General features: G+C 61.9%; 22 protein-coding genes. 6 read left to right on the forward strand and 16 right to left on the reverse strand.

Annotated elements, in window-relative coordinates; genetic code table 11:
• Positions 1–18 precede the first annotated feature (18 nt).
• From OIM99_RS05235 to OIM99_RS05245, 3 genes are all read right to left on the reverse strand, one after another.
• Positions 19–1,209 (reverse strand): ABC transporter substrate-binding protein, encoded by a 1,191-nt coding sequence (locus tag OIM99_RS05235; protein WP_311849271.1) that lies wholly within the window; start codon positions 1,207–1,209, stop codon positions 19–21.
• Between the two features lie 163 nt (positions 1,210–1,372).
• The gene (locus OIM99_RS05240; protein ID WP_311849272.1) at positions 1,373–1,960 is read right to left on the reverse strand and encodes a hypothetical protein; all 588 of its coding nucleotides are present in this window, start codon (positions 1,958–1,960) and stop codon (positions 1,373–1,375) included.
• Positions 1,957–2,613: a hypothetical protein gene (locus tag OIM99_RS05245; protein ID WP_311849273.1), complete on the reverse strand. Its 657-nt coding sequence runs from the start codon at positions 2,611–2,613 to the stop codon at positions 1,957–1,959. The genes OIM99_RS05240 and OIM99_RS05245 overlap by 4 nt, the downstream gene beginning before the upstream one ends.
• Positions 2,614–2,692: 79 nt before the next feature.
• On the opposite strand from OIM99_RS05245, the gene OIM99_RS05250 reads away from it, so the two are divergent.
• Both OIM99_RS05250 and OIM99_RS05255 read left to right on the forward strand, forming a co-directional pair.
• On the forward strand, positions 2,693–3,919 hold the full coding sequence (locus OIM99_RS05250; protein ID WP_311849274.1) for an FAD-dependent oxidoreductase: 1,227 nt from the start codon (positions 2,693–2,695) through the stop codon (positions 3,917–3,919).
• Positions 3,916–4,386 carry a flavodoxin domain-containing protein gene (locus OIM99_RS05255; RefSeq protein ID WP_311849275.1) on the forward strand — a complete coding sequence of 157 codons (471 nt, stop codon included), beginning with the start codon at positions 3,916–3,918 and terminating at the stop codon, positions 4,384–4,386. The genes OIM99_RS05250 and OIM99_RS05255 overlap by 4 nt, the downstream gene beginning before the upstream one ends.
• Here the strand turns inward: OIM99_RS05255 and OIM99_RS05260 are convergent, their stop codons facing one another.
• A complete protein-coding gene (locus OIM99_RS05260) occupies positions 4,387–4,851 on the reverse strand; it encodes a MarR family winged helix-turn-helix transcriptional regulator (protein ID WP_311849276.1) in 465 nt (154 codons plus the stop codon).
• Between the two features lie 125 nt (positions 4,852–4,976).
• On the opposite strand from OIM99_RS05260, the gene OIM99_RS05265 reads away from it, so the two are divergent.
• The gene (locus OIM99_RS05265) at positions 4,977–5,963 is read left to right on the forward strand and encodes a TAXI family TRAP transporter solute-binding subunit (protein ID WP_311849277.1); all 987 of its coding nucleotides are present in this window, start codon (positions 4,977–4,979) and stop codon (positions 5,961–5,963) included.
• A gap of 84 nt (positions 5,964–6,047) precedes the next feature.
• On the opposite strand, the gene OIM99_RS05270 is transcribed toward OIM99_RS05265, so the two are convergent.
• Positions 6,048–6,770, reverse strand: coding sequence for an alpha/beta hydrolase (locus tag OIM99_RS05270; RefSeq protein WP_311849278.1), 723 nt, complete (start codon positions 6,768–6,770; stop codon positions 6,048–6,050).
• A gap of 42 nt (positions 6,771–6,812) precedes the next feature.
• The gene (locus tag OIM99_RS05275; RefSeq protein WP_311849279.1) at positions 6,813–7,856 is read right to left on the reverse strand and encodes an ABC transporter substrate-binding protein; all 1,044 of its coding nucleotides are present in this window, start codon (positions 7,854–7,856) and stop codon (positions 6,813–6,815) included.
• A gap of 445 nt (positions 7,857–8,301) precedes the next feature.
• Between OIM99_RS05275 and OIM99_RS05280 the strand changes: the two genes are divergently transcribed.
• Together OIM99_RS05280 and OIM99_RS05285 are read left to right on the forward strand one after the other, a co-directional pair.
• Entirely contained in the window at positions 8,302–9,273 is a 972-nt protein-coding gene (locus tag OIM99_RS05280; RefSeq protein WP_311849280.1) for a tripartite tricarboxylate transporter substrate-binding protein, read from the forward strand.
• 57 nt (positions 9,274–9,330) lie between these two features.
• A complete protein-coding gene (locus OIM99_RS05285) occupies positions 9,331–10,353 on the forward strand; it encodes a LysR substrate-binding domain-containing protein (RefSeq protein WP_311849281.1) in 1,023 nt (340 codons plus the stop codon).
• Positions 10,354–10,361: 8 nt separating this feature from the next.
• Here the strand turns inward: OIM99_RS05285 and OIM99_RS05290 are convergent, their stop codons facing one another.
• Entirely contained in the window at positions 10,362–10,796 is a 435-nt protein-coding gene (locus tag OIM99_RS05290; protein WP_311849282.1) for a hypothetical protein, read from the reverse strand.
• Positions 10,797–11,079: 283 nt separating this feature from the next.
• On the opposite strand from OIM99_RS05290, the gene OIM99_RS05295 reads away from it, so the two are divergent.
• On the forward strand, positions 11,080–12,138 hold the full coding sequence (locus tag OIM99_RS05295) for an alcohol dehydrogenase (RefSeq protein WP_311849283.1): 1,059 nt from the start codon (positions 11,080–11,082) through the stop codon (positions 12,136–12,138).
• Between the two features lie 4 nt (positions 12,139–12,142).
• Here OIM99_RS05295 and OIM99_RS05300 read toward each other — a convergent pair whose 3' ends face one another.
• From OIM99_RS05300 to OIM99_RS05340, 9 genes are all read right to left on the reverse strand, one after another.
• Positions 12,143–13,681, reverse strand: a complete 1,539-nt coding sequence (locus OIM99_RS05300; RefSeq protein ID WP_311849284.1) for a YifB family Mg chelatase-like AAA ATPase — start codon at positions 13,679–13,681, stop codon at positions 12,143–12,145.
• A gap of 97 nt (positions 13,682–13,778) precedes the next feature.
• A complete protein-coding gene (locus OIM99_RS05305) occupies positions 13,779–16,154 on the reverse strand; it encodes a molybdopterin-dependent oxidoreductase (protein ID WP_311849285.1) in 2,376 nt (791 codons plus the stop codon).
• Between the two features lie 72 nt (positions 16,155–16,226).
• Positions 16,227–16,538 (reverse strand): hypothetical protein, encoded by a 312-nt coding sequence (locus OIM99_RS05310; RefSeq protein WP_311849286.1) that lies wholly within the window; start codon positions 16,536–16,538, stop codon positions 16,227–16,229.
• 79 nt (positions 16,539–16,617) lie between these two features.
• Complete coding sequence (locus OIM99_RS05315) at positions 16,618–17,292, reverse strand: orotate phosphoribosyltransferase (protein ID WP_311849287.1); 675 nt, start codon at positions 17,290–17,292, stop codon at positions 16,618–16,620.
• On the reverse strand, positions 17,289–18,374 hold the full coding sequence (gene pyrC, locus OIM99_RS05320) for a dihydroorotase (protein WP_311849288.1): 1,086 nt from the start codon (positions 18,372–18,374) through the stop codon (positions 17,289–17,291). The genes OIM99_RS05315 and pyrC overlap by 4 nt, the downstream gene beginning before the upstream one ends.
• Positions 18,371–19,657, reverse strand: coding sequence for a Zn-dependent hydrolase (locus OIM99_RS05325; RefSeq protein ID WP_311849289.1), 1,287 nt, complete (start codon positions 19,655–19,657; stop codon positions 18,371–18,373). Before OIM99_RS05325 ends, pyrC begins: the two co-directional genes overlap by 4 nt.
• Entirely contained in the window at positions 19,654–20,619 is a 966-nt protein-coding gene (locus OIM99_RS05330) for a dihydroorotate dehydrogenase (protein WP_311849290.1), read from the reverse strand. The genes OIM99_RS05325 and OIM99_RS05330 overlap by 4 nt, the downstream gene beginning before the upstream one ends.
• Positions 20,616–21,464, reverse strand: coding sequence for a dihydroorotate dehydrogenase electron transfer subunit (locus tag OIM99_RS05335; protein ID WP_311849291.1), 849 nt, complete (start codon positions 21,462–21,464; stop codon positions 20,616–20,618). The genes OIM99_RS05330 and OIM99_RS05335 overlap by 4 nt, the downstream gene beginning before the upstream one ends.
• 9 nt (positions 21,465–21,473) lie before the next feature.
• Positions 21,474–22,715 carry an MFS transporter gene (locus OIM99_RS05340; RefSeq protein WP_311849292.1) on the reverse strand — a complete coding sequence of 414 codons (1,242 nt, stop codon included), beginning with the start codon at positions 22,713–22,715 and terminating at the stop codon, positions 21,474–21,476.
• Between the last annotated feature and the right edge of the window lie 274 nt (positions 22,716–22,989).

Consider the following 22,989-nt stretch of genomic DNA (forward strand, 5'->3'; position numbering starts at 1 on the left):
CGGACTTCGACTTAATCGTTACTTCAGGGCCGGGCAACCGCCCTGGTCGAGGGGGCGAAACACGTCATCGCCCTTCAGCGGGCCGACAGTCTTCACCAGATCCCATTCCCCTTTTGATTCCGCAGGAGATTTGATCTGCGTGAGGGCGACACTGTGGACCATGCGGCCGTCAGGGCGCAGGTAACCATCATTGGTGAATATGTCGCGGACGGGCAGCTCGCGCATTTTGGCGACCACTTTCTTGTTGTCGGTGCTGTCGGCCGCCTGAACCGCCTTCAGGTAATGTTTGACCGCCGAATAGACGCCAACCTGGAACGAGCCCGGAAAGACCTTCCGCCGCTCGATAAATTTGGCGATCCAGGCCTTGGTCTCGTCGTCCTCGCGGTTAACCCAGGCGGACACGTTATAGGCGCCCTGGCCCACTTCGAGCCCCATGGCCTTCACCGCCAGCGGGCTATCAAGGCCGAAACCGACGACCTTAGCCTTCAGTCCGAATTCGCGGATCGCCTTCAGGCCGTTGATCGTGTCGTCGCCGCCATTGTTGAGGGCGATGACATCGGCGCCGGAATTCTGCGCTTGCAGCACGAAGGACGAGAAATCGTGGTTGCTGAGCGGATGTTTGACGGCACCGACGATATCGACCCCAGCCTTGGTCAGCGAGGGGCGCAGACCGGCTTCCAGCGCCGCGCCAAAAGCGTAGTCGGCGCTGATGAAATACCATTTCTTGCCGAGCTGCGGCACGGCGGCGGCGATCGAGGCGCTGAGCTGGTAGGTGTCATAGACCCAGTGGACGCTGTTGTCGGGCGCGCAGGCCTTGCCGGTGAAATCGGCTGAGCCAGCACCGGCCAGCATCACCAGTTTATTCTTCTGCTTGGTCACATCGAGGACGGCGAAAGCCACCGCCGAATTAACCAGTTCGGTGATGACGTCGACCTTATCGACGTCATACCAGCGATTGGCGATGGAAACGCCAACATCGGGCTTGTTCTGATGATCGCCGGCCAGAACTTCGATCGGCTTGCCGTTGACCTTGCCGCCGAACTCCTCGACCGCCATGCGCACCGCTTCGACTGAGCCATGACCGGCGCCGGATTCGTAAACGCCGGAGAGGTCGGTCATAACGCCGATCCGCACTTTGTCGCCGGCGATCTGCGCCTGAGCCGCGCTGGCCGCCACCAGCAGCGCCAATGCCGAAACCATAGTCCTCATCGTGCCCCTCCCCTCATATCCGCACCGGATTGGAATATCAGTTTCACTGATTTCCGCGCCGTTTGGCAATGGGGAAGTGGCAATTCGACATTCAGATCAATGGAAAGCGGAACAATGCAAGACGGGACTTGGCCCACTCGCTCCGATGGTTCGCAAAGCGAAATTACGCGTCGTCACCCTGCGCCAAGGCTGCTGCGATCGCCGGCCAGCGAAAGGCGCTGAGATCGACAGCCGCGTGTGCGTGGCCGCAATGGGAACAGGTGCGCCGCGCCGTCTCGCCATTATGACGTTCGCAGGCGGCGGCATAGCCGGCCTGCGGCGCCTGATCGCTGGCGTTCCAGCTTTGGCGATCCATTTCATGGCTGCAACTGTCGCAATACCAGACGACGGTTTCCAATCCCGGCTCGCGCGCTTTGTAGCGCAACTGATTGCCCGGCTCCTTCGTCAGAATGCGATGGGCTGTGCCACCGGGGACATAAACGAAGTCACCTGGTACGAGATCAAAATAGCGAACCGGCCCTTCGTGAAAGACGACCTGCGCCCGGCCGCTCGCCTGCGCGATCACGCTGTCCTTCTCGCACACGAGGAAAAATGGCTGATCGACGGAATTGCTGCTCAAGGTCAATTGCGGATCGACCTCGGGCCGCAGCATGGGAAACTCGTCGAAGGAGGCGAGCTTCGCGGCTTCGCGAAAGAGATTGAAGCTGTTCTTGCGCCGCGTGGTGACGCGCTGGGTGATGGCTTGATTCATGATTGAGCGGCCTCCGCGAGAGCGCGACGCGCGTTGGAGGTGATCCCCGTGCGCCGCATGTAATGTCCCCAGCCCCAGATATGCAGCGGAAACGGCTGGGTGACGTGACCGCAAGATTTGCAGGTGCGCTTGGCTTCATCCATGTTGAGCATCATCGCCGCATCATTCGAGCCTTTGAGGCTCGGCAGCGGCAGCAAATCGCCGCGGCTTTCCTCATCGGACAGTCCGCCGTCGAAATCGTAACGGAACAATTCGGTGGCGCATTTCTCGCATTGAAAGGTCACGCCCTCAGGCTGTTCACCGCTTTCCAACTGACGCTGGGTGATGACCAGAACGGCGAAAAAGGCCTGATCGGAATCACCGCCAACGCCGTGGCTCTTGTGACCGACAAACACGTCGCCGGATCGCACGCGTCCCGTCGAGCCAAACGACACGCCCACTTCGTCGACCGCATTGGTGTGAACGAAATAGCCGATGTGCATGCCCTTCCCGTCACTCGCCAGGGCCGCGACACACGGCACGATGTCGCCGGCACCTTGATAGGGAAAGAGCGGTAGCAATTGCGTATTGCCCTGGCGGGCCGCCTCAAAGGCATTGACCTTCATGGGAACCTTAGCCGCAGGATCAAAGCAGACATCCGGTGCTGTCAGCATGAGCAACCTCCCTTGCCATGATGACTAAATTCTGTCAGTTTGACTAAATTCTGTCAATCTGCTTTTGCGTGACCGCATCATGGATCAGACCGTTCGAACCGTCGTTATCGTGGGAGGCGGCCAAGCTGGTGCTCGCACAGCCAAGTCTCTTCGCGCCCTCGGTTATGACGGCGCATTGACGTTGATCGGCGCGGAAAAACATCCGCCCTATGAACGGCCCGACCTTTCCAAAGCCTGTCTGATCGATGCCGACGCTCAGCCGCCATCCGTTGTCGACACAGCGTTCTGCGCGGAACAACGCATTGTGCTGATAACCGGGCGACGGGCCTGCGCCATCGATCGTCGGCAAGCCTGCATCCATCTCGATGATGGATCGCAGCATCCCTATGACAGATTGGTGCTGGCGACCGGGTGCAAACCGCGACAGCTCTCCCTAACGGGGCTCGATTCGCGGCGCGTGTTCTATTTGCGAACGCTCGACGATGCGCAGGCATTGCGTCCTCGCCTGCAAGCCGGATCGTCCATCGTCATCGTCGGCGGCGGCTTCATCGGATTGGAAGTGGCGGCTGGCGCGCAAGCGCTCGGATGCCAAGTGAGCGTGCTCGAAGCGGCACCCGTACTGTTGCCGCGTCTTGGATCGACAGCCGCCAGCGACAGAGTGTTGGACCATCATCGTCGCACCGGCATCGACATCCGGCTCGACACGCGCATCGCCTATGCCGATGGCGAAAGGCTCGTTCTCTCCACTGGCGAGGCGATCAAGGCGGATACGATCGTCGCCGGCATCGGCGTCATGCCCGACACAACGCTGGCCGAGGCAGCCGGGCTCGCCATTGATGACGGCATTCTGACCGATGAATTCGGCGAGACATCCGATGGCTCGATCCTCGCCGCCGGCGACGTGACCCGCCATTTCAATCCGCTGCTGCAACGCCATCTGCGGCTCGAATCCTGGCAGAATGCCAATCTGCAACCGGAAACCGTCGCCCGCACCATTTTGGGCGAACGCGTGCCTTACGCGGAAATGCCCTGGCTGTGGTCGGACCAGGGCGATTTGAATCTGCAGGCCGCCGGCGCGCCCGCGCAGGTCGATATGACCGTACAGCGCGGTGGTGATGATACCGGCGTTTCGATCTTCCAGTTCGCGCATGGCGCGCTCGTCGGCGGCATCACGATCAATCGGAACAAGGATATGCCGTTGATCCGCCGCCTGCTGCGCCAGGCCCAGCCGATCGACGATCCGGAGTCTTTAGCCGACGACAGCAGGCCATTGCGTGCATTCTTGAGGACGGGAGCATCATCATGAGTGAAACCATCACCATTCTCGTCGCCACCATGAGCGGCACGGCCGAGATGGTGGCCGAAACCGTAGCCGAACGTATCGAGGAGGCCGGCCTCAACGCCCGCATCCTGCGCATGGAAAAACTCAGGGAGCCGGCCGTGGCGCTCGGCAATGGCGGCCGCTGGATCATCTGCTCGTCGACCTATGGCACCGGCGACGTGCCCGACAATGGCAAGGACCTCTATGCCGCCTTGGACAGCCAGCGGCCCGATCTCAGCGCGCTGCGCTACGGCGTCATCGCGCTCGGCGATTCCGTCTATCCCAACACATTCTGTTTCGGCGGCAAGAAATTCGATGCGCTGTTGAGCGGCCTGGGCGCGGTGCGGATCGGCGAACGTCTCGAACATGATGCGCGCGGACCGGACTATCCGGAGGATCTTGCGGCGACCTGGACGGACACGTGGCTTGAGCGCGTTGGCGATGTCGCCTGATCATTTGGCGCTGGCGATCACGTTGTCGTGCAGCCGCTTGACGGCGGAGAGAACTTTTTTCAGTTCCGCCGCGCTCATGCCCTCGGCCACGCCGTTGGACCAGATCGCCTGGCGGCGATTGATCTCATCGAACAGCTTGCGGCCATGGGCGGTCAATTGCACGAGCTGGGCGCGGCGATGATTGGGATTTTCGATCAATTCGAGGATGTCCTCCTTCACCATCGCCTGGACGACCCAGAGTACGCCCTGGCGCGACAGACCGAATTCGCGCGCGATCTGCGCCACGGTCTTCGGTGTGTCGCCAATGGCACCCAGAACCTGCCAGCGCGTCGACGTGACGCCCAAGTCCTTCATCAGTGCATCGCCGACGCGCAGAAGCGCGCCATTGGCCCGAAAGATGGTGATGATCAGATCGGTGATCACTGCGCCTTCGGGCGTGTGCTGCACCTTTTTGAATTTACTCACAGGCCTCTCGATTCTGGCGAGAAGAAAGCCGTTGCGCGGCTCACGAAGCTTATGCGCGGCATAACAGAACGGGTCACTACCGGCAAATATCGGGCCATCGAGCCATTCTCACAAGGAGGCCCATTATGACCGCTTCTTCGACCATCGCATCGCCGCACATCGCCCGTTCGCTCACGTTGAATTTCATCGGCGACTGGGGCCAGGCCAATTTCCACCGTATCTGCTCCTGGCTGGCACAGGAATTTTGCGACCGCGCAGGTAGTCGCAGCCGCGTCGCGATCTGGAGCTTGCGGGACGGCGGCCTGGAGGCGATGCAAGCCGTCCAGGATGGCGATGCGCAGATGTGCATCTGCACGCCGGTGGGGCTGGTGCCCGCGGCTTTGACGGGCAAGGACATGTTCCGCGATCGCGCCCTGCCGGATCTGCGCGCTCTGGCGACCTTGCCGCAGAACGACCGCTTCGTTCTGGCGATCGCGCCGGACTTCGGCGTGTCGACCTTCGCCGAATTGCGCGCCAAGAAGCCGCCGCTGCGCATCGCCACGTCGATCGACGACGGTACCAATTTCATCGGCTTCACGGCGCGCCGCTATATGGAAGCGCACGGCATTTCCGAAGACATGCTGAACTCCTGGGGCGGCAGCTACGTCAATACGGTGCGGCCGGAACAATCGCTGTTCCTGATGCGTGACGGCGCCGTCGATGCGGTTTTGCAGGAGGCTGTGCTCGCCCCCTGGTGGGCCGAGATGATCCGCAAGCGCGGCGCGATCGCTTTGCCGGCGGAAGACCAGGCGCTGACCGCGCTGGAACAGACTTATGGCCTGCACCGCAACAGCCTGCCGGCGGGTTTTTGGGAAACACTGTCGACCGATCTGCCGACGTTGGATTTCTCAGATTTCGTCGTGCTCGTGCGCAACGATCTGCCCGACGATGTGGCTTATCTCCTCACCTGGTGCCTGTGCGAAACGCGACAGGTGCTGGAACAGCAATATCGCCACCTGCCGCAGGATCGCAGCCCGGTGAGTTATCCACTGGTGCCGAAGGATATGGCGCGCACGCCGATCCCTCTGCATCCCGCCGCCGCCCGCTTCTATCGCGAGGCCGGCCACCTCTAGCGCGGGCGAGACCGCAAAATCGTACGAGCGGTAGCGATTATCAGCCGTTTCAGGACAGCAAGAAAACGCGATGTCGATTCCGCTTCATCGACGCCCCGCCTCAACCAATTTCTGCGCCAAAAGCCCCGGATTGGTGAACAAGGCCTCGTGATCGCCAGGCATGGTCACGAAACGAAAACGGCCGAGGCGATTTGAAAAACGCGGATGCCACGACAGATCGGGCATCGGCACCCGGATATCCTCGAGGCTCAACAGGTAGCTTTTGGGAATGGTAAGACCGTGGAATTTCTTCAAATCCAAGCGGTCTCTAAAAGGTTGCATCGGCTGCGGTGTCCAGCGCTGATAATACCGAAGCGCATCTTCGTAGCTAACCGTATTGAAGAAGCTATCCCGCACCGCTTCGAACGGCGGTAAATAGGTATCGTCGCCACTTCGACGGGCGCCCTCCTCGGAGACAGCGACATTCTGCGGTGTCTCGTCGAACAGACATTGCCCGTCCAGCAGAACGAAAGCGCTCCAGAAAACCAGGCGCGAGATGCGATCCGGGATCGCTTCGGCAACTTTGGCAATGATTGTCCCACCATAACTATGACCGACGAGAACGAAATCGCGTAAGTCCTTCTCGACGATATAGTCGACAATCGAAGCCGTGCAGGCCGCATGATTGACACGACGATCCGCCGCCTTGCCATGACCCGCTATCGTGGGAGCGAACGCGCGATGACCTGCTTTCTCAAGATGCCCGATAACATCGTCCCAGCATGATCCGTCATGCCAGCCGCCGTGAACGAGCACGAACTCAATCATCCACTTCTCTCCAGAACCCTATGTATAGCGCCACTGCCGCTATTATTTGCCAAACGGCGCCTCGGCATCGAGCCGCGCTTTGGCTTCCTTGGCGATGCTGACATCGAACAACTGCTCGGCTGTGACTTTCCGTTCAACAAAGTCGAAATAATCAGCCCAATAGTCCTGCATCTTCATGATGGAAGCGATATTGGGCACGCCATCTTCGTTGACGTAGGACCAGTTCGGCGCGATCTCTTTCAGAGTTTCCGGTTTCAGCATCGTCGTTCTGACGAGAAGATTGACGATGTCCGGGTGCTGATCGGGATTAGCGGCGGCGGCATTGAACTCCTTGGCGCCCTGTAGATAAGCCATGGCAAAGCGCACCAAGATATCGTGCTTGTCCTTGATGAGATTACGCCGGGTGGCGAAGACCGCGATGGTGCCGTCGGGATCGATCAAGTCGCCGGTGGCGATGATAGGGCCCCATCCATTATTGGCGGCGAAAAAGCCGAACTGATACCCAAGATCGGTGCCATCGACTTGGTTCTGCCCCAGCATTTTCATCAGGTCGGGCTGCGGGATGTTGGTGATCCATCGAACGTCCTTGCGCGGGTCCAACCCGGCCTTCCGCAGCGCAAGCGAGAACGTATATTGATTGATGCTGCCGGTGCCGCTGACGCCAATCCGCTTGCCTTTCAGCTTGTTGAGATCGGCTAATGTCTTGATGCCGCTGTCGGCCATTTCTTTGCTGACGTTGATGACGGAATACCCGCGACCAACCTTGTTGTTGCCGCGATCGAGGATCGCCACCAGCGGCGCACCGCGCGCGACGCTGTTGAACAGGCTTGCATTGGCGGTCATGAACGTGAGGTCGAGTTCGCCGGAGATGAGCGCCGGCACCGCCTGCTGGCCATCGATGAACATTTTGGTTTCGATGCGCAGGCCCAGCTTGTTGAAATAGCCTTTTTCATTGGCCACCAGAAAGCCGCCGCCGGTGATGAACGGCCCCTCGCCGACGCGCAAAAGGTCCTGGCTACGGGCCGGGGCGGATGACATAAGGCCGAGGACGATCGTTGCTGACAGTACCGAAATCAATCCCTTCATGATTTTGCTCCGGCGCTTTGTTGTCTGTGATGCTCCCCTCAAGACGCAAGCCGGCTCGTTCCCGATAAACCGTCGCGCCATCGGTGTCGTTTAATCTTTATATTGATTATCTTAATGTTGATGTAACTGAGCAAGACTCGATTGCGCTGTCAAGGGGCGAACACGTGCAACGACGAAAGATTGCAGCGCACCGGCGATGGATGATCGCTTCTTGGGCAATGGCTCACGCGATAGGCAGCGATGTTCAAGCCATCATGCCCAAAATGCGCGCGCCAAATGGCCAGAGGATCGAGTTATAACTTAAATATGATCGATGTTTAATCTTTAGTTCCTAGGAGATATACGGGGCGCCGTTATCATCCTCTCTACTCTGCTGGACCAATCGTCTTCGGCGATGGCTCTGCGCCATCGTCGCACAATCCAAACCGGCACGGAGGGAGAAGGGATGGCTTTAACAAGAAGAACAGTGATCGCTGCTGGCGCGGCCGCGACGGCCAGCGTGTTGGCGAAGCCGGCCATCGCTCAATCGAACGTCATCAAGGTGATTTATCCTTACGCGGCGGGCGGCGGCGCCGATACCGTGGCGCGTTTTCTCGCCGAGCAGATGCGTGCCGTTCTGAACGAGCCTGTCATCGTCGAGAACCGCGTCGGTGCCGATGGCCGCATCGGCGTGCGTGCTGTTGTCGATGCACCGGCGGACGGGCGCACTTTTCTCTTCACGCCTTTCGCGGCGATCGTTCTTCATCCCACCGTCTACAGCAACCTGCCCTATAATCCCCTCACGGACCTCACGCCCATCGCGCAAGCCTGCGTCTTCGACTTCGCGCTTTCGACGGGACCGATGACCGGTGCGCGCAATCTCGAAGAATTGGTGACATGGCTGCGCGCCAACCCGGACAAGGCAGCGTTCGGCTCGCCAGCCGCGGGCTCGATCCCGCATTTTTCCGCTATTCTGTTCGCACAGGCCGCCAAGGTCGAACTGCGTCACGTGCCGTTTCGCGGCCCGGCGCCGGCGCTCGCTGATCTCATTGCCGGACAGATCGCCCTGGCCTCGACGTCGGCCTCCGATGCCACCGAATTGCACAAGAGCGGCAAGCTGCGCATTCTGGCGACGACGGGAGAGAAACGCACCACCACCACGCCGGATGTTCCAACCTATAAAGAGCAGGGCTACGACATCACCGCCGAAGGCTGGTACAGCATGTATGCGCCAGCCAAGACGCCGCAAGCGCTCGTCGACAAAGTCCGCGACATCGTCATCGACACGGTCAAGAAGCCGGAGGGGCAGGACTTGCTGCGCCGTCTCGGCCTGACGCCGACGGGGCGCAACGGCACGGAACTCGCAGCCATTCAGGAACGGGATTTCAAATTCTGGGCCGGTCCCATCAAAGCTTCGGGCTTCAAGCCCAGCGATTGATCTTGCTGGCTGACTTGATTGCCGAGGAAGGCGCTATAGACTTTGGCCGATAATCCGATGTTTTCAAAGGATGTCGCCGAAGTGCGTCAACTCGCTGCTAGCGAACCGTCCTGGATGCGGCGGCTCAAGATCCGTCACCTGGAAGTCTTTCTCACTTTGGTCGAGACAGGCAGCCAGAGCGCGACGGCGGCGCAACTCAACATTACGCAGCCAGCTCTATCCAAATGGCTGCGCGAACTGGAAGAGGACATCGGCGCGCCGCTGTTCGAGCGCGGCCGCCGTCTCACGCCCACGACCTATGGCGAGATCGTGCTGCACTATGCGCACCGCGTGCTGGGCGACACGACGCGCATGGGCGACGAGCTGAAGACCTTTCGCGCCGGTCAATCCGGACGGGTTCGTGTCGGGCTTTTGCGTTCGGCCGCCGCGACGCTCATCCCCAAAGTGATGACGGCCTATCGCCGGATCGCGCCTGACGTTCGCATCTCCTTGTTCGAGGATACGCTCGACAATCTGCTGCCGCGATTGGAACGGCGCGAGCTCGATTGCATTCTTGGCCGGCTGCACGGCAAGGCGCTGACAGCCGAGATTTTCACGGAGGCGCTTTACGACGAGCCGGTCTGCATCATCGCTCGTGTCAAACATCCGCTGCATGCCAAGAAAAACTTGACGAAAACTCTGACTTGGCGCGAGGCTTTGAGCTATCCCTGGATCGTGCCGCTGCCCGACACACCGATGCGCCAGCTCCTGGAAGCGGAACTGGGCGCTATGGGACTGGCGCTGCCATCGACGACGATCGAATCGTCCTCCTTCCTGGCGACCGAACGGCTGCTGCAGGAGACGGACATGATCAGTCTGGTGTCGCTGCAGCTCGCCCTCTATCACACGGAGACAAAGTCGCTGGCGATCCTGCCGCTGACGATCCCCCACGCGCGACTGGGTCCACTGGGTCTTTTATGGGTCGATCGCCATCCGACGGCCGCTGTACAGCGTTTTCTCGATCTCGTGCGGCAGGAATCCGCCAAACTGGCACGTGGAGCCACGCCGCGCAGGAATGCTCCGCGAGAAAAGAAACGCTGAGCTGTGCTTCAGTCGCCTTCCTGATCCTGCGGCACGTTGAACAGCGGAATCACGCGCGTGGCTTTTGGCTGTGCCACGCCGGACGGCCGCCTGATCTCGCGCACGTCCGGCTCTTGCGGCAGCTCGTTCATGCGAACGCGATTGATGCGCGTGGCGGGCTTTGCACTTTCGCCTGACGGTTCGCTGGGACGATAGACGCTCACCGCTTCGCGATAGCGTTGCGGCCGATAGACTTCAGCCGGTTCGCGCACGCGCGCACCCGGCGTCTGCCAGGAATAGGGCTCGCCCCAAAAGCGCAGGCCCGGCAGGCGGGACTGGGATGTATGATAGGCATATTGAGGCGGCGCGGCTTTACGTCGTCCTTTCGCCTGCGCGACATCCGCGCAAACAAAAGCAAAACCCACCGCAAGTGAAACGGCGAAGGCCAGCGCCTTGGCTCTCATGACATTTCCCCACTACGCAACTCTACCCACACACAGGCAAACACTTATCAAGACACCTTTGGCAACGTCGACGGAAATCGTCGGCGATCCAAACGATTGCTTAACGCGTGTCGCGCCGCACATAGAACGCGCCAGACGGGCGGGCTCCGCAACGTCCCACCCCTGCCCACGTGTGATTTTCAGTCGGGCGGAATTGACGAGGTTGGCCAGCGGCTTACCATGCTGAATGTGATCGGTCGGCTCACCGATTGCGTCTGCGCAGGAACCCCGAGGGAGGAATTGGATGAAAAAACTCGCCATCACGCAATGGGGTGAGCCGCTGCAATTGCTCGATGCTGAAACACCCGCGCCGCAGGGGCGCGAAGTGCTGATGAAAACGCAAGCCTGTGGCGTCTGTCATAGCGACGTGCATGTTTGGGAGGGCTATTTCGATCTCGGCAGCAAAGGCAAAATGCGCATGGCCGATCGCGGCATGAAACTGCCGTTCACCTTGGGCCACGAGATCGTTGCCACCGTCGCGGCCTTGGGGCCGGACGCTTCCGGCGTCACCGTCGGCCAGAGCTATATCGTCTATCCGTGGATCGGCTGCGGCGCCTGCGCCGCCTGCGCCAGCAAGGACGAATTGATGTGCGTGCAGGCGCGGTCGCTGGGGCTGCGCTGTGACGGCGGCTATGCCGATCATGTGCTGGTGCCGGATGCGAAATATCTGGTGCCCTACGACGGCCTGTCGCGCGATGTCGCCTGCACCTATGCCTGTTCGGGCATCACCGCCTATAGCGCCTTGAAGAAAGTCGGCCCGCGCACGGAGGCTGATTGGCTTTGCATCGTCGGCTGCGGCGGGCTCGGCATCGGTGCGATCCGGATCGCCAAGGCGATTTCGCGGGCGCGCATTCTCGCCGTCGATGTCAACGATGGCCGCCTCGATCTGGCGAAAGCGGCTGGCGCCGATGCGGTGTTGAACAGCACGCAGGCGGATATCGTCAGCCAGATTCAAACGCTCACCGGCGGCGGCCCCCATGCAACGATCGATTTCGTCGGCTCGGGCGAGACGTTCGCCCTGGCGGTCGATACGGCGCGACGCGGCGGCCAGATCGTCATCGTCGGCCTGTTCGGCGGTTCGACCACGCTCGCGCCGCTGGCGATCACCACCAAACTGTTGCGCATCGAAGGCTCCTATGTGGGCACGCTGCAGGATTTGAAAGACCTGGTCGCCCTCGCACAGACTGGTAAGCTGCCACCCATTGCCACCATCGCCATGCCTTACGCGCAAGCGACCGAAGCGTTGAATGCGCTGAAGCAAGGCAAGGGCGGCGAAGGCCGCGCCGTGCTGCAGTTCAGTTAGACGCCTAAGCCGCCTGCGTCTGCATCGCGGACTGGCCGCGATGGCTCAGCGCTTCGGCGAGATGGAGGCGCGAGACCGTATCGCGGCCATCGAGATCGGCCAAGGTGCGCGCCAGTTTCAGCACGCGGTGGAAACCGCGCGCGGTGAGGCGCAGGCGCTCGGTGGCATCGCGCAGCAGAGCGGTGCCTGAGGCGTCGAGTTGCGCTACCTGTTCGACGATATTGGCTGGCGCGGCCGCATTGGTCGTGACGTGCGGCAGGCCGAGCGCCGCGTAGCGTTCGACTTGAATGGCGCGGGCCGTGGCGACACGGGCTGCGACTTCGGCGGAACCTTCCGCCGGCGGCGGCAGAAGGAGATCGGCGGCGGTGACGGCCGGCACTTCGATGGCCAGATCGAAACGATCGAGCAAGGGACCTGAGATGCGCGCTTGATAGGCGGCCATGCAGCGCTCGTTGGGCATGCGCCGGCAGGCGTAGCCCGGATCGGTGGCATGGCCGCAACGGCATGGATTCATCGCCGCGACCAATTGGAAGCGCGCCGGATAGACAACGCGATGATTGGCGCGGGCGAGCGCGATCTCGCCCGTCTCCAGCGGCTGGCGCAGGCCATCGAGCGCGGCGGCGGGAAACTCCGGCAATTCGTCGAGAAACAGCACGCCGTGATGGGCGAGCGAGGCTTCGCCCGGCCGCGCATGGACGCCACCTCCGACCAGAGCCGCCATGGAGGCGGAATGATGCGGCGCGCGAAACGGCCGCCGATCGGTCAGCTCACCGCCCGCCAGAATGCCGGCGAGCGAATGCACCATCGACACTTCCAAGAGTTCGGCGGGGCCAAGCGGCGGCAGGATCGACGGCAGCCGTGCCGCCAGCATGGATTTGCCCGAGCCCGGCGGCCCGTTCATGACAAGGTTGTGGCCGCCAGCGGCGGCGATTTCGAGCGCCCGCTTGGCGCTTTCCTGGCCCTTGATGTCTCTGAGATCGGGCAGCAGCGGTCCCTTAGCGCGCACGGCCGGATGTGGGCGCGCCATCACCTGGGTGCCGCGAAAATGATTGGCGAGTTGGATGAGTGAGCGCGGCGCCAGGATATCGAGATCGGCCGAGGCCCAGGCCGCCTCCGGCCCGGTTTCGAACGGGCAGATCAGGCCATGTCCGCGCGCATTGGCGGCGACGGCGGCGGGCAAGACACCCGCGACCGGGCTGATCGCGCCATCGAGCGCCAGTTCGCCCAACACGGTGTAGCCGGACAGCGCATCGGACGGGATGGCGCCGATGGCCGACATGACGGCGAGCGCGATCGGCAGATCGTAGTGACTGCCCTCTTTCGGCATGTCGGCCGGCGCCAGATTGATGGTGATCTTCTTGGCCGGCAAGGCGAGCCCTGAGGCGTTAAGAGCAGCGCGCACCCGCTCGCGCGATTCTCCCACAGCCTTGTCGGCCAGGCCGACGAGCACGAAGCCCGTGGAGCCGCCGGACAATTGCACCTGCACGTCGATGGGCCGGGCCTCGACGCCTTCAAATGCCACCGTCGCGACGCGCACCACCATCTCGGCCCCCGCAGATCAATGGCCTCAAGCTAGCGGGCAACCTTGGGGAGCGCAAGAACATTTCATGAACATTGGTAAAGGCCAAGCTTTAACAGGCTCAAACCACCCGTTCGATCTCGCAGGGAAAGGCGCGGTGGGGCGCCGAGCCGGCGATCGCGTCGAGATCCTGTTCGTCGATCAGCAGATTGTAATTCGAGCCGTCGCGGTCGAAGGGCGCATAGCCGGCGATGTTCAGCTCGCTGTTGGATTGCCACCAGCCATATTGGCCAACGACCACGTCGGGCTTCAGGCGAGTTTCCAGCTTGGCGCGCATCTGGATTTCGCCGGCGCGGGTTTTGACGCGAACGAGATCGCCATCGGCGATGCCTCGCGCACTGGCCGCCGACGGATGCATCTCGATCAGCGGTTCGCGCATGCGACGGCGCAGTGAAGGCACATGCCGGTGCTGGCTATGACAATACTGTGCCAGTTTTGCCGAGGTCAGCACCAGCGGATAGCGTCGCTGGCGTTTGAGCTGTTGCTGCGGCGCATAGACGGGCAATGGCGCGTAGCCGTGATCGAGGAAAGTCTCGGAATAGAGCTCGATCTTGCGCGTCGGCGTTTTGAAACCCTTGGGCGTCGCACCGCCTTCGGCATATTTCCTATAGCGCATGGTCAGCGGCTGACGTAGACCGCCGGGCGATGCCCGGAGATCATCGAGGCTGAGGCCGAGCGGCGCGACGATGGCGGCAAGGCCGGCTTCGAGATCGCCGCCCCAGAACTGATCGGCGAGACCAAGACGCTTCGCCAGTTCGAACACGATCCAGGCATCGGATCGGCTTTCACCCGTGGGCTCGACGACCTTCTGGCGAAGCTGAATCAATTCCTCCGCGCCTTGATTGACCTCGAAGCCGGTGCGCAGGGCTTCGCGCTCCCAAGGCGTATTCACCGGCAGAACGACGTCGGCGAAAGCGGCCGTGGGCGTCATCACCACATCGGCATGGACGAAGAAATCGAGCTTTTGCAGCGCTTGCCGGGCGCGCAGGGGATCGGCGTGCGAGAGAATGACATTGGCGCCGAAACAGAGCAGCGCTTTCACCGGATAAGGATCTTCCTCGAGGATGGCGCGATAAAGTGAGTCCGAGCCGATCCAACCGCGCGACGCGGGGCCGAGCGGACGGCGACCGAATTCAACGCATTTGCGCCGCTGTTCGGCGCTCATCAGTTCAAAGCCCGAGACATCGAAGACGGCATGATGGGTGAGTTGCACATTGCCGCCGGGCGCATCGACGCTGCCCGTCAGGGCAAAGAGCATGGCGATGGCCCGATCGGTCTGCGTGGCATTGGCATGCTGGCTGATGCCGGACCAGCAGTAGTAACTGACCGGCAGGTTCTCGTAGATCAAGCGCGCTGTGCGCGTGATCTGTTCGTGCGAAATGCCGGTTTCGTGTTCGACTTCTTCCGGACTCAATCGCGCGCAGACCTCCGCATAAAGCGAAAAGGCCGTCTGGCAGCGCACCGTCTGGCCTGCGATCACGAACGTCGCATCGGCGCGCAATGCCGGCTCACACTGCGGCTCTTCGTAAACGCCGCGTGTCGGATCGAACAGCAGTGACGTAGCGCGTTCGCTGTCCCAGGCGACGAGATGCGTTTCTGGCGCAAGGCCAATGTCTCCGGCGCGCAGAAAGCGTTTCGTATCGTCGCGCACGAGCAGCGGTCCGTTGGTCCAATCGCGCACGAAGCGCTCGTCGAACCAGCCGTTTTCGATCATCGCGCCGGCAAGACCCAGCGCCAGGGCGCCATCGGAGCCGGGTTTGACCTGCAGCCATTCGCGGGCCCGCCCCGCAAAGCCCGCCTGGCGCGGATCGATGACGACGAGCGCGGCGCCGCGCGCATTGGCCTCCGCGACGCTGGTTGCGTGATCGAGCCAGGTGGCACCAGGATTGTGACCCCATAGGACGATGGCGCGGCTGTTGGAGAATTCCGGCGTCGCTATGCCGTGACCGAACGTATAGGCGTGCGAGAAATCCTTGTGCCAGTTGCAAATTTCGGTGCCGCGCAAGAGATTGGGACTGCCGAAGGCATGGACCAGACGCTCGATCCATTTGATGCCATCGGACACCGGCGATCCCGAGGGCGAGGTGACGCCGAAAGCCACCGCCTCGGCGCCATGACCATCGCGCGTGGTGCCGATACGGCGCGCGATCAGATCGAGCGCCTCGTCCCAGCTCGCCTCGCGCCATTGCGGCGCGTCCGTTTTCGGCGATGTCCGGATGAGTGGATGCAGCAGGCGCTGCGCATTGTGAACGATCTCCGGCGCCGCGCGACCCTTGATGCAGAGCGCTTTGCCCGTCGGATGATCGGGATTGGGCTCCTGCGCGATGAGGCGCCCGTCTTCCACCACGGCGGTGGAGCCGCAACGCGACCGACACAAAGCGCAGAAGATCGGCGTTCGCGTTTGCATCGGCAGCACGTCCTTGATGGCTTGTCTCAATTATGAGACATAATCTCCTTTTTAAGATAGCACGTCAAGACTGCCGACGCAGATGAAGTGAACCGGGCTCCGTCAGCTCGGCTCAAGTTCGGAAATGCTGATTTCATTGAGCACGCGCAACCGCGTGGCGGCATCCGCATCGCTATGCTCGACCGCTTTGCCGAGCAGCTTGCCCAGGCGATCCAGCGCACCGGCAGCTGCATCGACGGGCAACGGCTCTTCGTAATATTTGTCGGCGAAGCGGCCCGCGATGTCGGCGAGCAGGCTGAGACAAGCGGCCTGATCAGGCTCCGTGGTGCGCAGCTTCAACGCCCGCAGTTGAAATTCCCAATAAGTGGACACGCCACCCTTCTGCGATTTCAGCCATTCCAGAAGTTCACGCATGATGCTTCTCCATCGATCAAAAAATAAATCGTCAATGCCGCCTCGTGAGGCAACGCTCCTTCATCCGTTGTGCTGTCAGTTAGGCCGATCGGCCACCGTGGCGGGCCGACCACGCCACCGGATCGCTGAGAAAGCGCTCGATCTCCTGGCGATCGGCTGCCGAGAGCTGGCCATCATCCTGCGCCGCCAAAACGTCGGACCAGGTGGCGAGGGCATGAAGGGTCAATCCCGCCTGCCCCAGTCGGACGCCGGCATCGGGAAAGGCATCGTGATAAAAGATCGTCAAGATATGTTCCACATGCGCGCCGGCCGCGCGCAGGCCACGCACGAAATTCAGTTTGCTGCGCCCGTCGGTGGTGAGATCGTCGACCAGAAGCGCGTTGAGCCCTTCGATGGAGCCGCCCTCGACCTGGGCATTGCGGCCGATGCCAAGCGGGCGTTTGCGGATGTAGCGAAATTTGAGGCCGGTGCGTTCGGCGATCCAGGCGGCGAAGGGAATCCCCGCCGTCTCCGCGCCGACCAGCGCATCGAAGGCGCTGGTCTGCAAAGCTTCCTTCATCCAGTTGGTAGCCAGGGCGACAGCTTGCTGGCGCAACTCCGGCTCGCCGATGAGAAGACGAATGTCGACATAGACCGGGCTCGCCCAGCCGGCGGCCAAGATATAGGGCTGTTGCCGGCTGACGTGAATGGCGCCAGCCTTGAACATGATCTCGGCGATCCGTTGTCCCCGTTCCTTGGCCGCTGTCGAAGTCATGGGCGCGTCTCACCCAACGACCAAGGCAGTTGCTCTCCGCCCCGGAACATGACGATGTCTTCGCCGGCAACCTCGATGGCGGCCATCTGGCGATCCGGCCTACGCTCCAAAGTGAGAGTGCCCGTATTGACCGGCAGACCGTAGAAGCGCGGACCGTTGAGCGAGGCAAAAGCTTCGAAATGCGGCAGCGCGCCTTCCTCGTCGAACACTTGGACATAGGTTTGCAGAGCGGTGGCGCCACAGAAAATGCCCGCCGCGCAGCACTCGGCCTGTTTGGCGCTGCGCAGATGCGGCGCCGAATCCGTGCCGATGAAGAAATTGCCGTCGCCCGAGGTCGCCGCCTGGCGCAAAGCGAGGCGATGGCGCTCGTGTTTGGCGACGGGCAGGCAATAGAAATGCGGCTGCAGGCCGCCGTTGAACAGCGACGAGCGGTTCAAGATCAGATGATGCGGCGTGATCGTGCCAGCAACCCGGCCCGCATGTGCCCGCACAATCTCTACCGTCTCGGCCGTGGTGACATGTTCGACCACCACCTTGAGACCCAGATGGCGCTTGAGCAGCGGCAGCAGCTTCTGCTCCATGAAGACCGCCTCGCGGTCGAAAATATCGACGCTCCAATCGGTGACTTCGCCATGGATCAAGACCGGCATGCCGATCTTTTCCATCCGCTCGAACACTGGCGCCAGCACCTGAATGTCGCGCACACCCGCGTGCGAATTGGTCGTCGCGCCAGCGGGATAGAGTTTGGCGGCGGCCCAGACACCCTCCTTGAAGCCGCGCTCGATCTCATCGGCCGTGGTCGCTTCGGTGAGGTAGCAGGTCATCAGCGGCGTGAAGTCGCTGCCCTCGGGCCGAGCCTTGAGAATGCGCTCGCGATAGGCCTGGGCACTTTCCACCGTCGTGACCGGCGGCACCAGGTTCGGCATGATGATGCCGCGGGCGAATTGCGACGTCGTGAACGGGATGACGGCCTTCAACACGTCGCCGTCGCGAAGATGGATATGCCAGTCGTCCGGTCTTTTGATGGTGATCGACGGCACGGTGCTGGCCGGCGGATCGGGAAAGAGCTCGGAAATGCTCATTCTAGCGCGTCCTTGATCGCTGTGCGGAGAACGCTGACACCGGCAATAAAGTCATCGATCGTCATCGCTTCCTTCGGATTGTGCGAACCATGCTCGTTACGCACGAACAGCATGGCGGCGGGAATTCCGACATTAGCAAAGACGGCGGCATCATGCCCAGCGCCGCTGGGAATATCTTCACATGCCAAACCGAGCTCGTGAGCCGCCTTTTCGAGCCGCTTGATCCAGCCCTGATCGAGGATGGCGGGGGCGGAATCGATGCGCCGGTCGAGCTTGAATTCGACGCCGCGCTCCTCGCTGACAAGAGCGCATTCCGACAGGAACAGGTCGTAGAACGCTTCCAGCGTCTCCTGGCTCTGGCTGCGAACTTCGAAGGAAAACTGCACCTTCTCCGGGATACGGGCGAGGGCGTGGGTCTTGGGATCGGTGCCGATGACGCCGCAGGTGATGACCAGATCGCGGCCGCGCTCCAACATGGTGCGCCAGTGGCGATCCAAATGAGTGATCAGTTCGGCCACCGCGAACAGCGCATCGCGCCGCAGCCAGCGCGGCACGGCGCCGGAATGGCCGGCCTCGCCGAGGCATTCGACCTTGGCGTGGCGGATATTGCCGCGAATGCCGGTGACGATGCCAACCGGCAGCTTGCGGGCGACCAGCACCGGCCCCTGTTCGATATGCAGCTCCAGCCAGGCGAAGACCTGAGCGGGATCGAGCAGCCACTCGCCCTTTTCGATCGGCGCCATGGCGATGCCGACCGAGGCCATGGCCTGCGCCAAGGTCTCGCCATTGGCATCGACGGAGGCGAGATCGGCGGCGGAGAGTTTTCCAAACAGCGCGCTCGAGCCCATATAGGCGCGCCCAAACCGGGCGCTTTCCTCGCCGCGCAGCGCATAGATCTTGATCGTGCGCTGCGGCCGAAACCCCTCGCGCTTGAAATGCGCCAGAACCGTGAGACCGGCGATGACGCCGGCGGCGCCATCGAAATTACCGCCCTGCGGCACTGAGTCGAGATGGGAACCGCAGGCGAGGAACGGCAGGCTCGGATCGCGTCCTTCCAAGGTGATGATCAGATTGGCGCCGGCATCGCGCTCGGTGGCGAAACCCAATTGGTGCGCTTCCGCCTCGACGAGATCGAGCGCCGCAGATTCCAGCTCGCTGTAAGCGAGCCGCGTGATGCCTTCGCCATCGCTGGTCAGCGCCCGCAACGCGTCAAAAATAGCGGCGGCGAAATCGCGATCGGCCGTGTCTTCCACATAGGCCGAGGGGGCAATCTGCGCGGTCACGAGATCGGGTCCAGCCAGGCGAGATCGGGTTCGTCGGCTTCCTCGATCACGACACCGCCAATGAGATCGCTGACGCGGCCGATATCGCGAAGGGCGCAGAAACGTTCGAGATCGTCGATGATCGTCGTCATCGTCTTGGGTTGCAGGAAGGTCGCCGTTCCCACCTGCACGGCGCTGGCACCGGCGAGCAGATATTCGACCGCATCATCGCAATTGGAAATGCCGCCACAGCCGATCACCGGAATGTCGACGGCCTTGGCGCATTGAAACACCTGCCGCAGGATGATCGGCTTGACCGCCGGACCTGACAAGCCACCCATCACATTGCCGAGGCAGGGGCGAAAGGTTTTCAGATCGATCGCCATGGACAGGATCGTATTGGCGACCACCACCGCATCGGCGCCGGCGGCTTCTGCCGCGCGCGCCACGTCCGGCATCTCGCCAGTGTTGGGGGTGAGCTTGACCCAGAGCGGCAGGTTCGTCGCCTTGCGCAATTCGCGTGTGACCTTTTCGGTCGACTCAGCGCGCATGGCGAAGGCCTTGCCGTCCTCCTCGATATTCGGACAGGAGATATTGGCTTCGATGGCGGTGATGCCGGGGATCGTCAGCTCGGCGGCGAGACTGGCGAAACCCTCGGCCGTCGGCGCCGAAATGGAGACGACCAGCGGCGTGCTGTAGCCGGCATAATGCGGCATGGTCTTCTCAAGAAAGTAAGCGACGCCTTTGGAAGGAATGCCTATGGCGTTGATGAGGCTGCCGGGGCGTTCGACGACACGCGGCAAAGGATTGCCTGTGCGCAATTCACGGGTGATCGTCTTGGTGACGCAGGCGCCGAGCCGATCGAAATCCAGCACCTTCTGCAAGCCTTCGGCGAAGGTACCCGAGGCCGGCATGATCGGATTGCGCAGGGTCAGGCCACCGATCTTGACGGAGAGATCGATTTTGCTCTCGACGGCGTTCACGGCAACGCCTCCTTCAGATCGAAGACGGGGCCGTCCCAGCAGACGCGGCGGCTGACGATTTCGCCATCGACGTTGAAGTCGCGGACGCAGCAGTAGCAAAGGCCGATGCCGCAAGCCATTTGCTGCTCCATCGCCACCTGGCCCGGCAGATCGAATTCATGGGCGAGACGCTGCTGCACCCGCATCAACCGGCTGGAGCCGCAGGTGAAGAAGGCGTCGCAGCGGTTCTCGGCGATCAGCGAGCGCAGAATACGCTCGACATTGGCGGGACCGCTGGTCTGGCGGGCATCGGTGACGGTGATGACCTCGGCGCCGAAGCTTTGAAACAGATCGACGGAAACCAAGAGATCCGGTCGCCGCGCGCTGAGAATGGCGGTGACGTGAATGCCGCGTTCCTTGGCCGATCTGGCCAAGGGCGCCAAGGTGGCAAGACCCGCGCCACGGCCGACGGCGACGATCGAGCGCCACGACGGATCGAAGGTGAAGCCCGTTCCGAGCGGACCGAACACATCGAGCTGGTCGCCGGGCCGCAAGGTCGCAAGCCCGCGTGTGCCGGCGCCCGTGACCTTGTAGAGAAACTCCAGCTCGCGCGTTTGCGGATTCATCCCATAGACGCTCATGGGACGGCGCAGAAACGGCTGCGCCTCGCCGGAATGCGGACACAGGAGCTGGAAGAACTGCCCCGCCTGCGCCGCCGCAGCCTCTGGGCTGCAGCGGACGACGAGGTGGTAATACTCCTCATTCACCGGCTCGTTCTTGAGCACTTCGGTCAGTTCCGCGACCACGGGATGGTGCGGGGACGCCTCAGTCTGCGAACCGAAGTGATGAGGATGCATGTGGTTCATGACGCCCCTTCATTCCAATTCAGCGCCACGCCGTTCCGGAATCAGGAACCACATGGCCAGAATGTCGATGACATAGAGAACCGCGAGCAGCGCTATGGCCGTCTCGAAGTTGTAGAGCCCGGCGATCGCGCCGATGACGACCGGCCCGAAGCCGCCGACACCGCGCCCGATGTTGAACAGGACGTTCTGCGCCGTGGCGCGGGCCGCCGTCGGGAAGAGCTCGCTGATCAAAGCGCCATAGCCGCCGAGCATGCCGTTGACGAAGAAGCCCATGATGGCGCCAACGATCAAAAGCTGCGTCGGATCGGTCAGTCGTGAATAGACGACGACCATGATCGCGGCACCCAGCATGTAAGCGAAGAAAGCAGGGCGGCGGCCGATGCGATCGGCGATGTGGCCGAAGGCGAAGATGCCGAGCGCCATGCCGGCGATCGTGACCGCGGTCCACATGGCCGACTGCGTGAGCGCGAAGCCGAAGCGCGAGGCGAGATAGTTCGGCAGCCAGATCATCACGCCGTAGTAGCCGAAGTTCTGTACCGAACAGAGGATGACCATGCCTATGCTGAGCTTGGTCGTTTCCCAATCCTTGACCAGCAGCTTGAGCGCCGATTGCTTCGACTGCTCCTTGACTTTCGCGACGAAGATTTCCGGCTCATGCAAGGAGTAGCGAATGAAATAGGCCACCAGCGCCGGGAAAATGCCGACGGCGAACATGCCGCGCCAGCCGATAACTGGCAGCAGCAGCGGGCTCACCAGAGCCGCCGCGAGCACGCCCAACTGCCAGCCAAGGCCGACATAGGAAGACGCACGCGCCCGCTTGGAGGCCGGCCAGGCTTCGGCGACGAGCGCCATGCCGATGCCGAACTCACCGCCCAGGCCGAGGCCGGCGATCGTGCGATAGATGAGGAGATCCCAATAACCCTGAGCCAGAGCGCAAAGGCCGGTGAAAACGGCGAACAGAACGATCGTCCAGGTGAGAACGCGGACACGGCCGATGCGATCGGACAACATGCCGAAGACCAGACCGCCGACCACCGCGCCGACCAAGGTGGCCGTGACCAGTGAAGCGGCTTGCGCCTGGCTCAACTGCAGATCAGCGGAGATGGCTCTCAACATAAAGCCCAGGATCAGCAGATCGAAGCCGTCCATGGCGTAACCGATGGCCGCGCCCCACAGCGCCTTGCGCGCCTTGCTGTCGACCTCGGATGGTGCGGAGAAAGACTCCGCGGTTGCAGTTTGATTGTCACTCACAGCCTATTCCCCCGTTGCCAAGCCCGCCGGCGGGACGAGCGGAAAGCTCGGCAAGCCGGCCAGGGTCCAGAAATGCTTCGTCGCTCGGGCTGGCGGCCCGATGTTTAGTCGCCCTTTTGAATAAGCCGTTTTAAGCCCGGCGGCTGACAAAAACGAAGTATCGATGATTCCACAGCCTCATCTCACTGACAAGTGGAAATATCAAAAAAGATACTTCTGTCTAAAAAATGATACTACTGCTCAAATTTTGAGCTATTTTATGTTGTTTGCTTCC

Source organism: Methylocella sp. CPCC 101449 (assembly GCF_031921685.1).
Lineage (GTDB): Bacteria > Pseudomonadota > Alphaproteobacteria > Rhizobiales > Beijerinckiaceae > Terripilifer.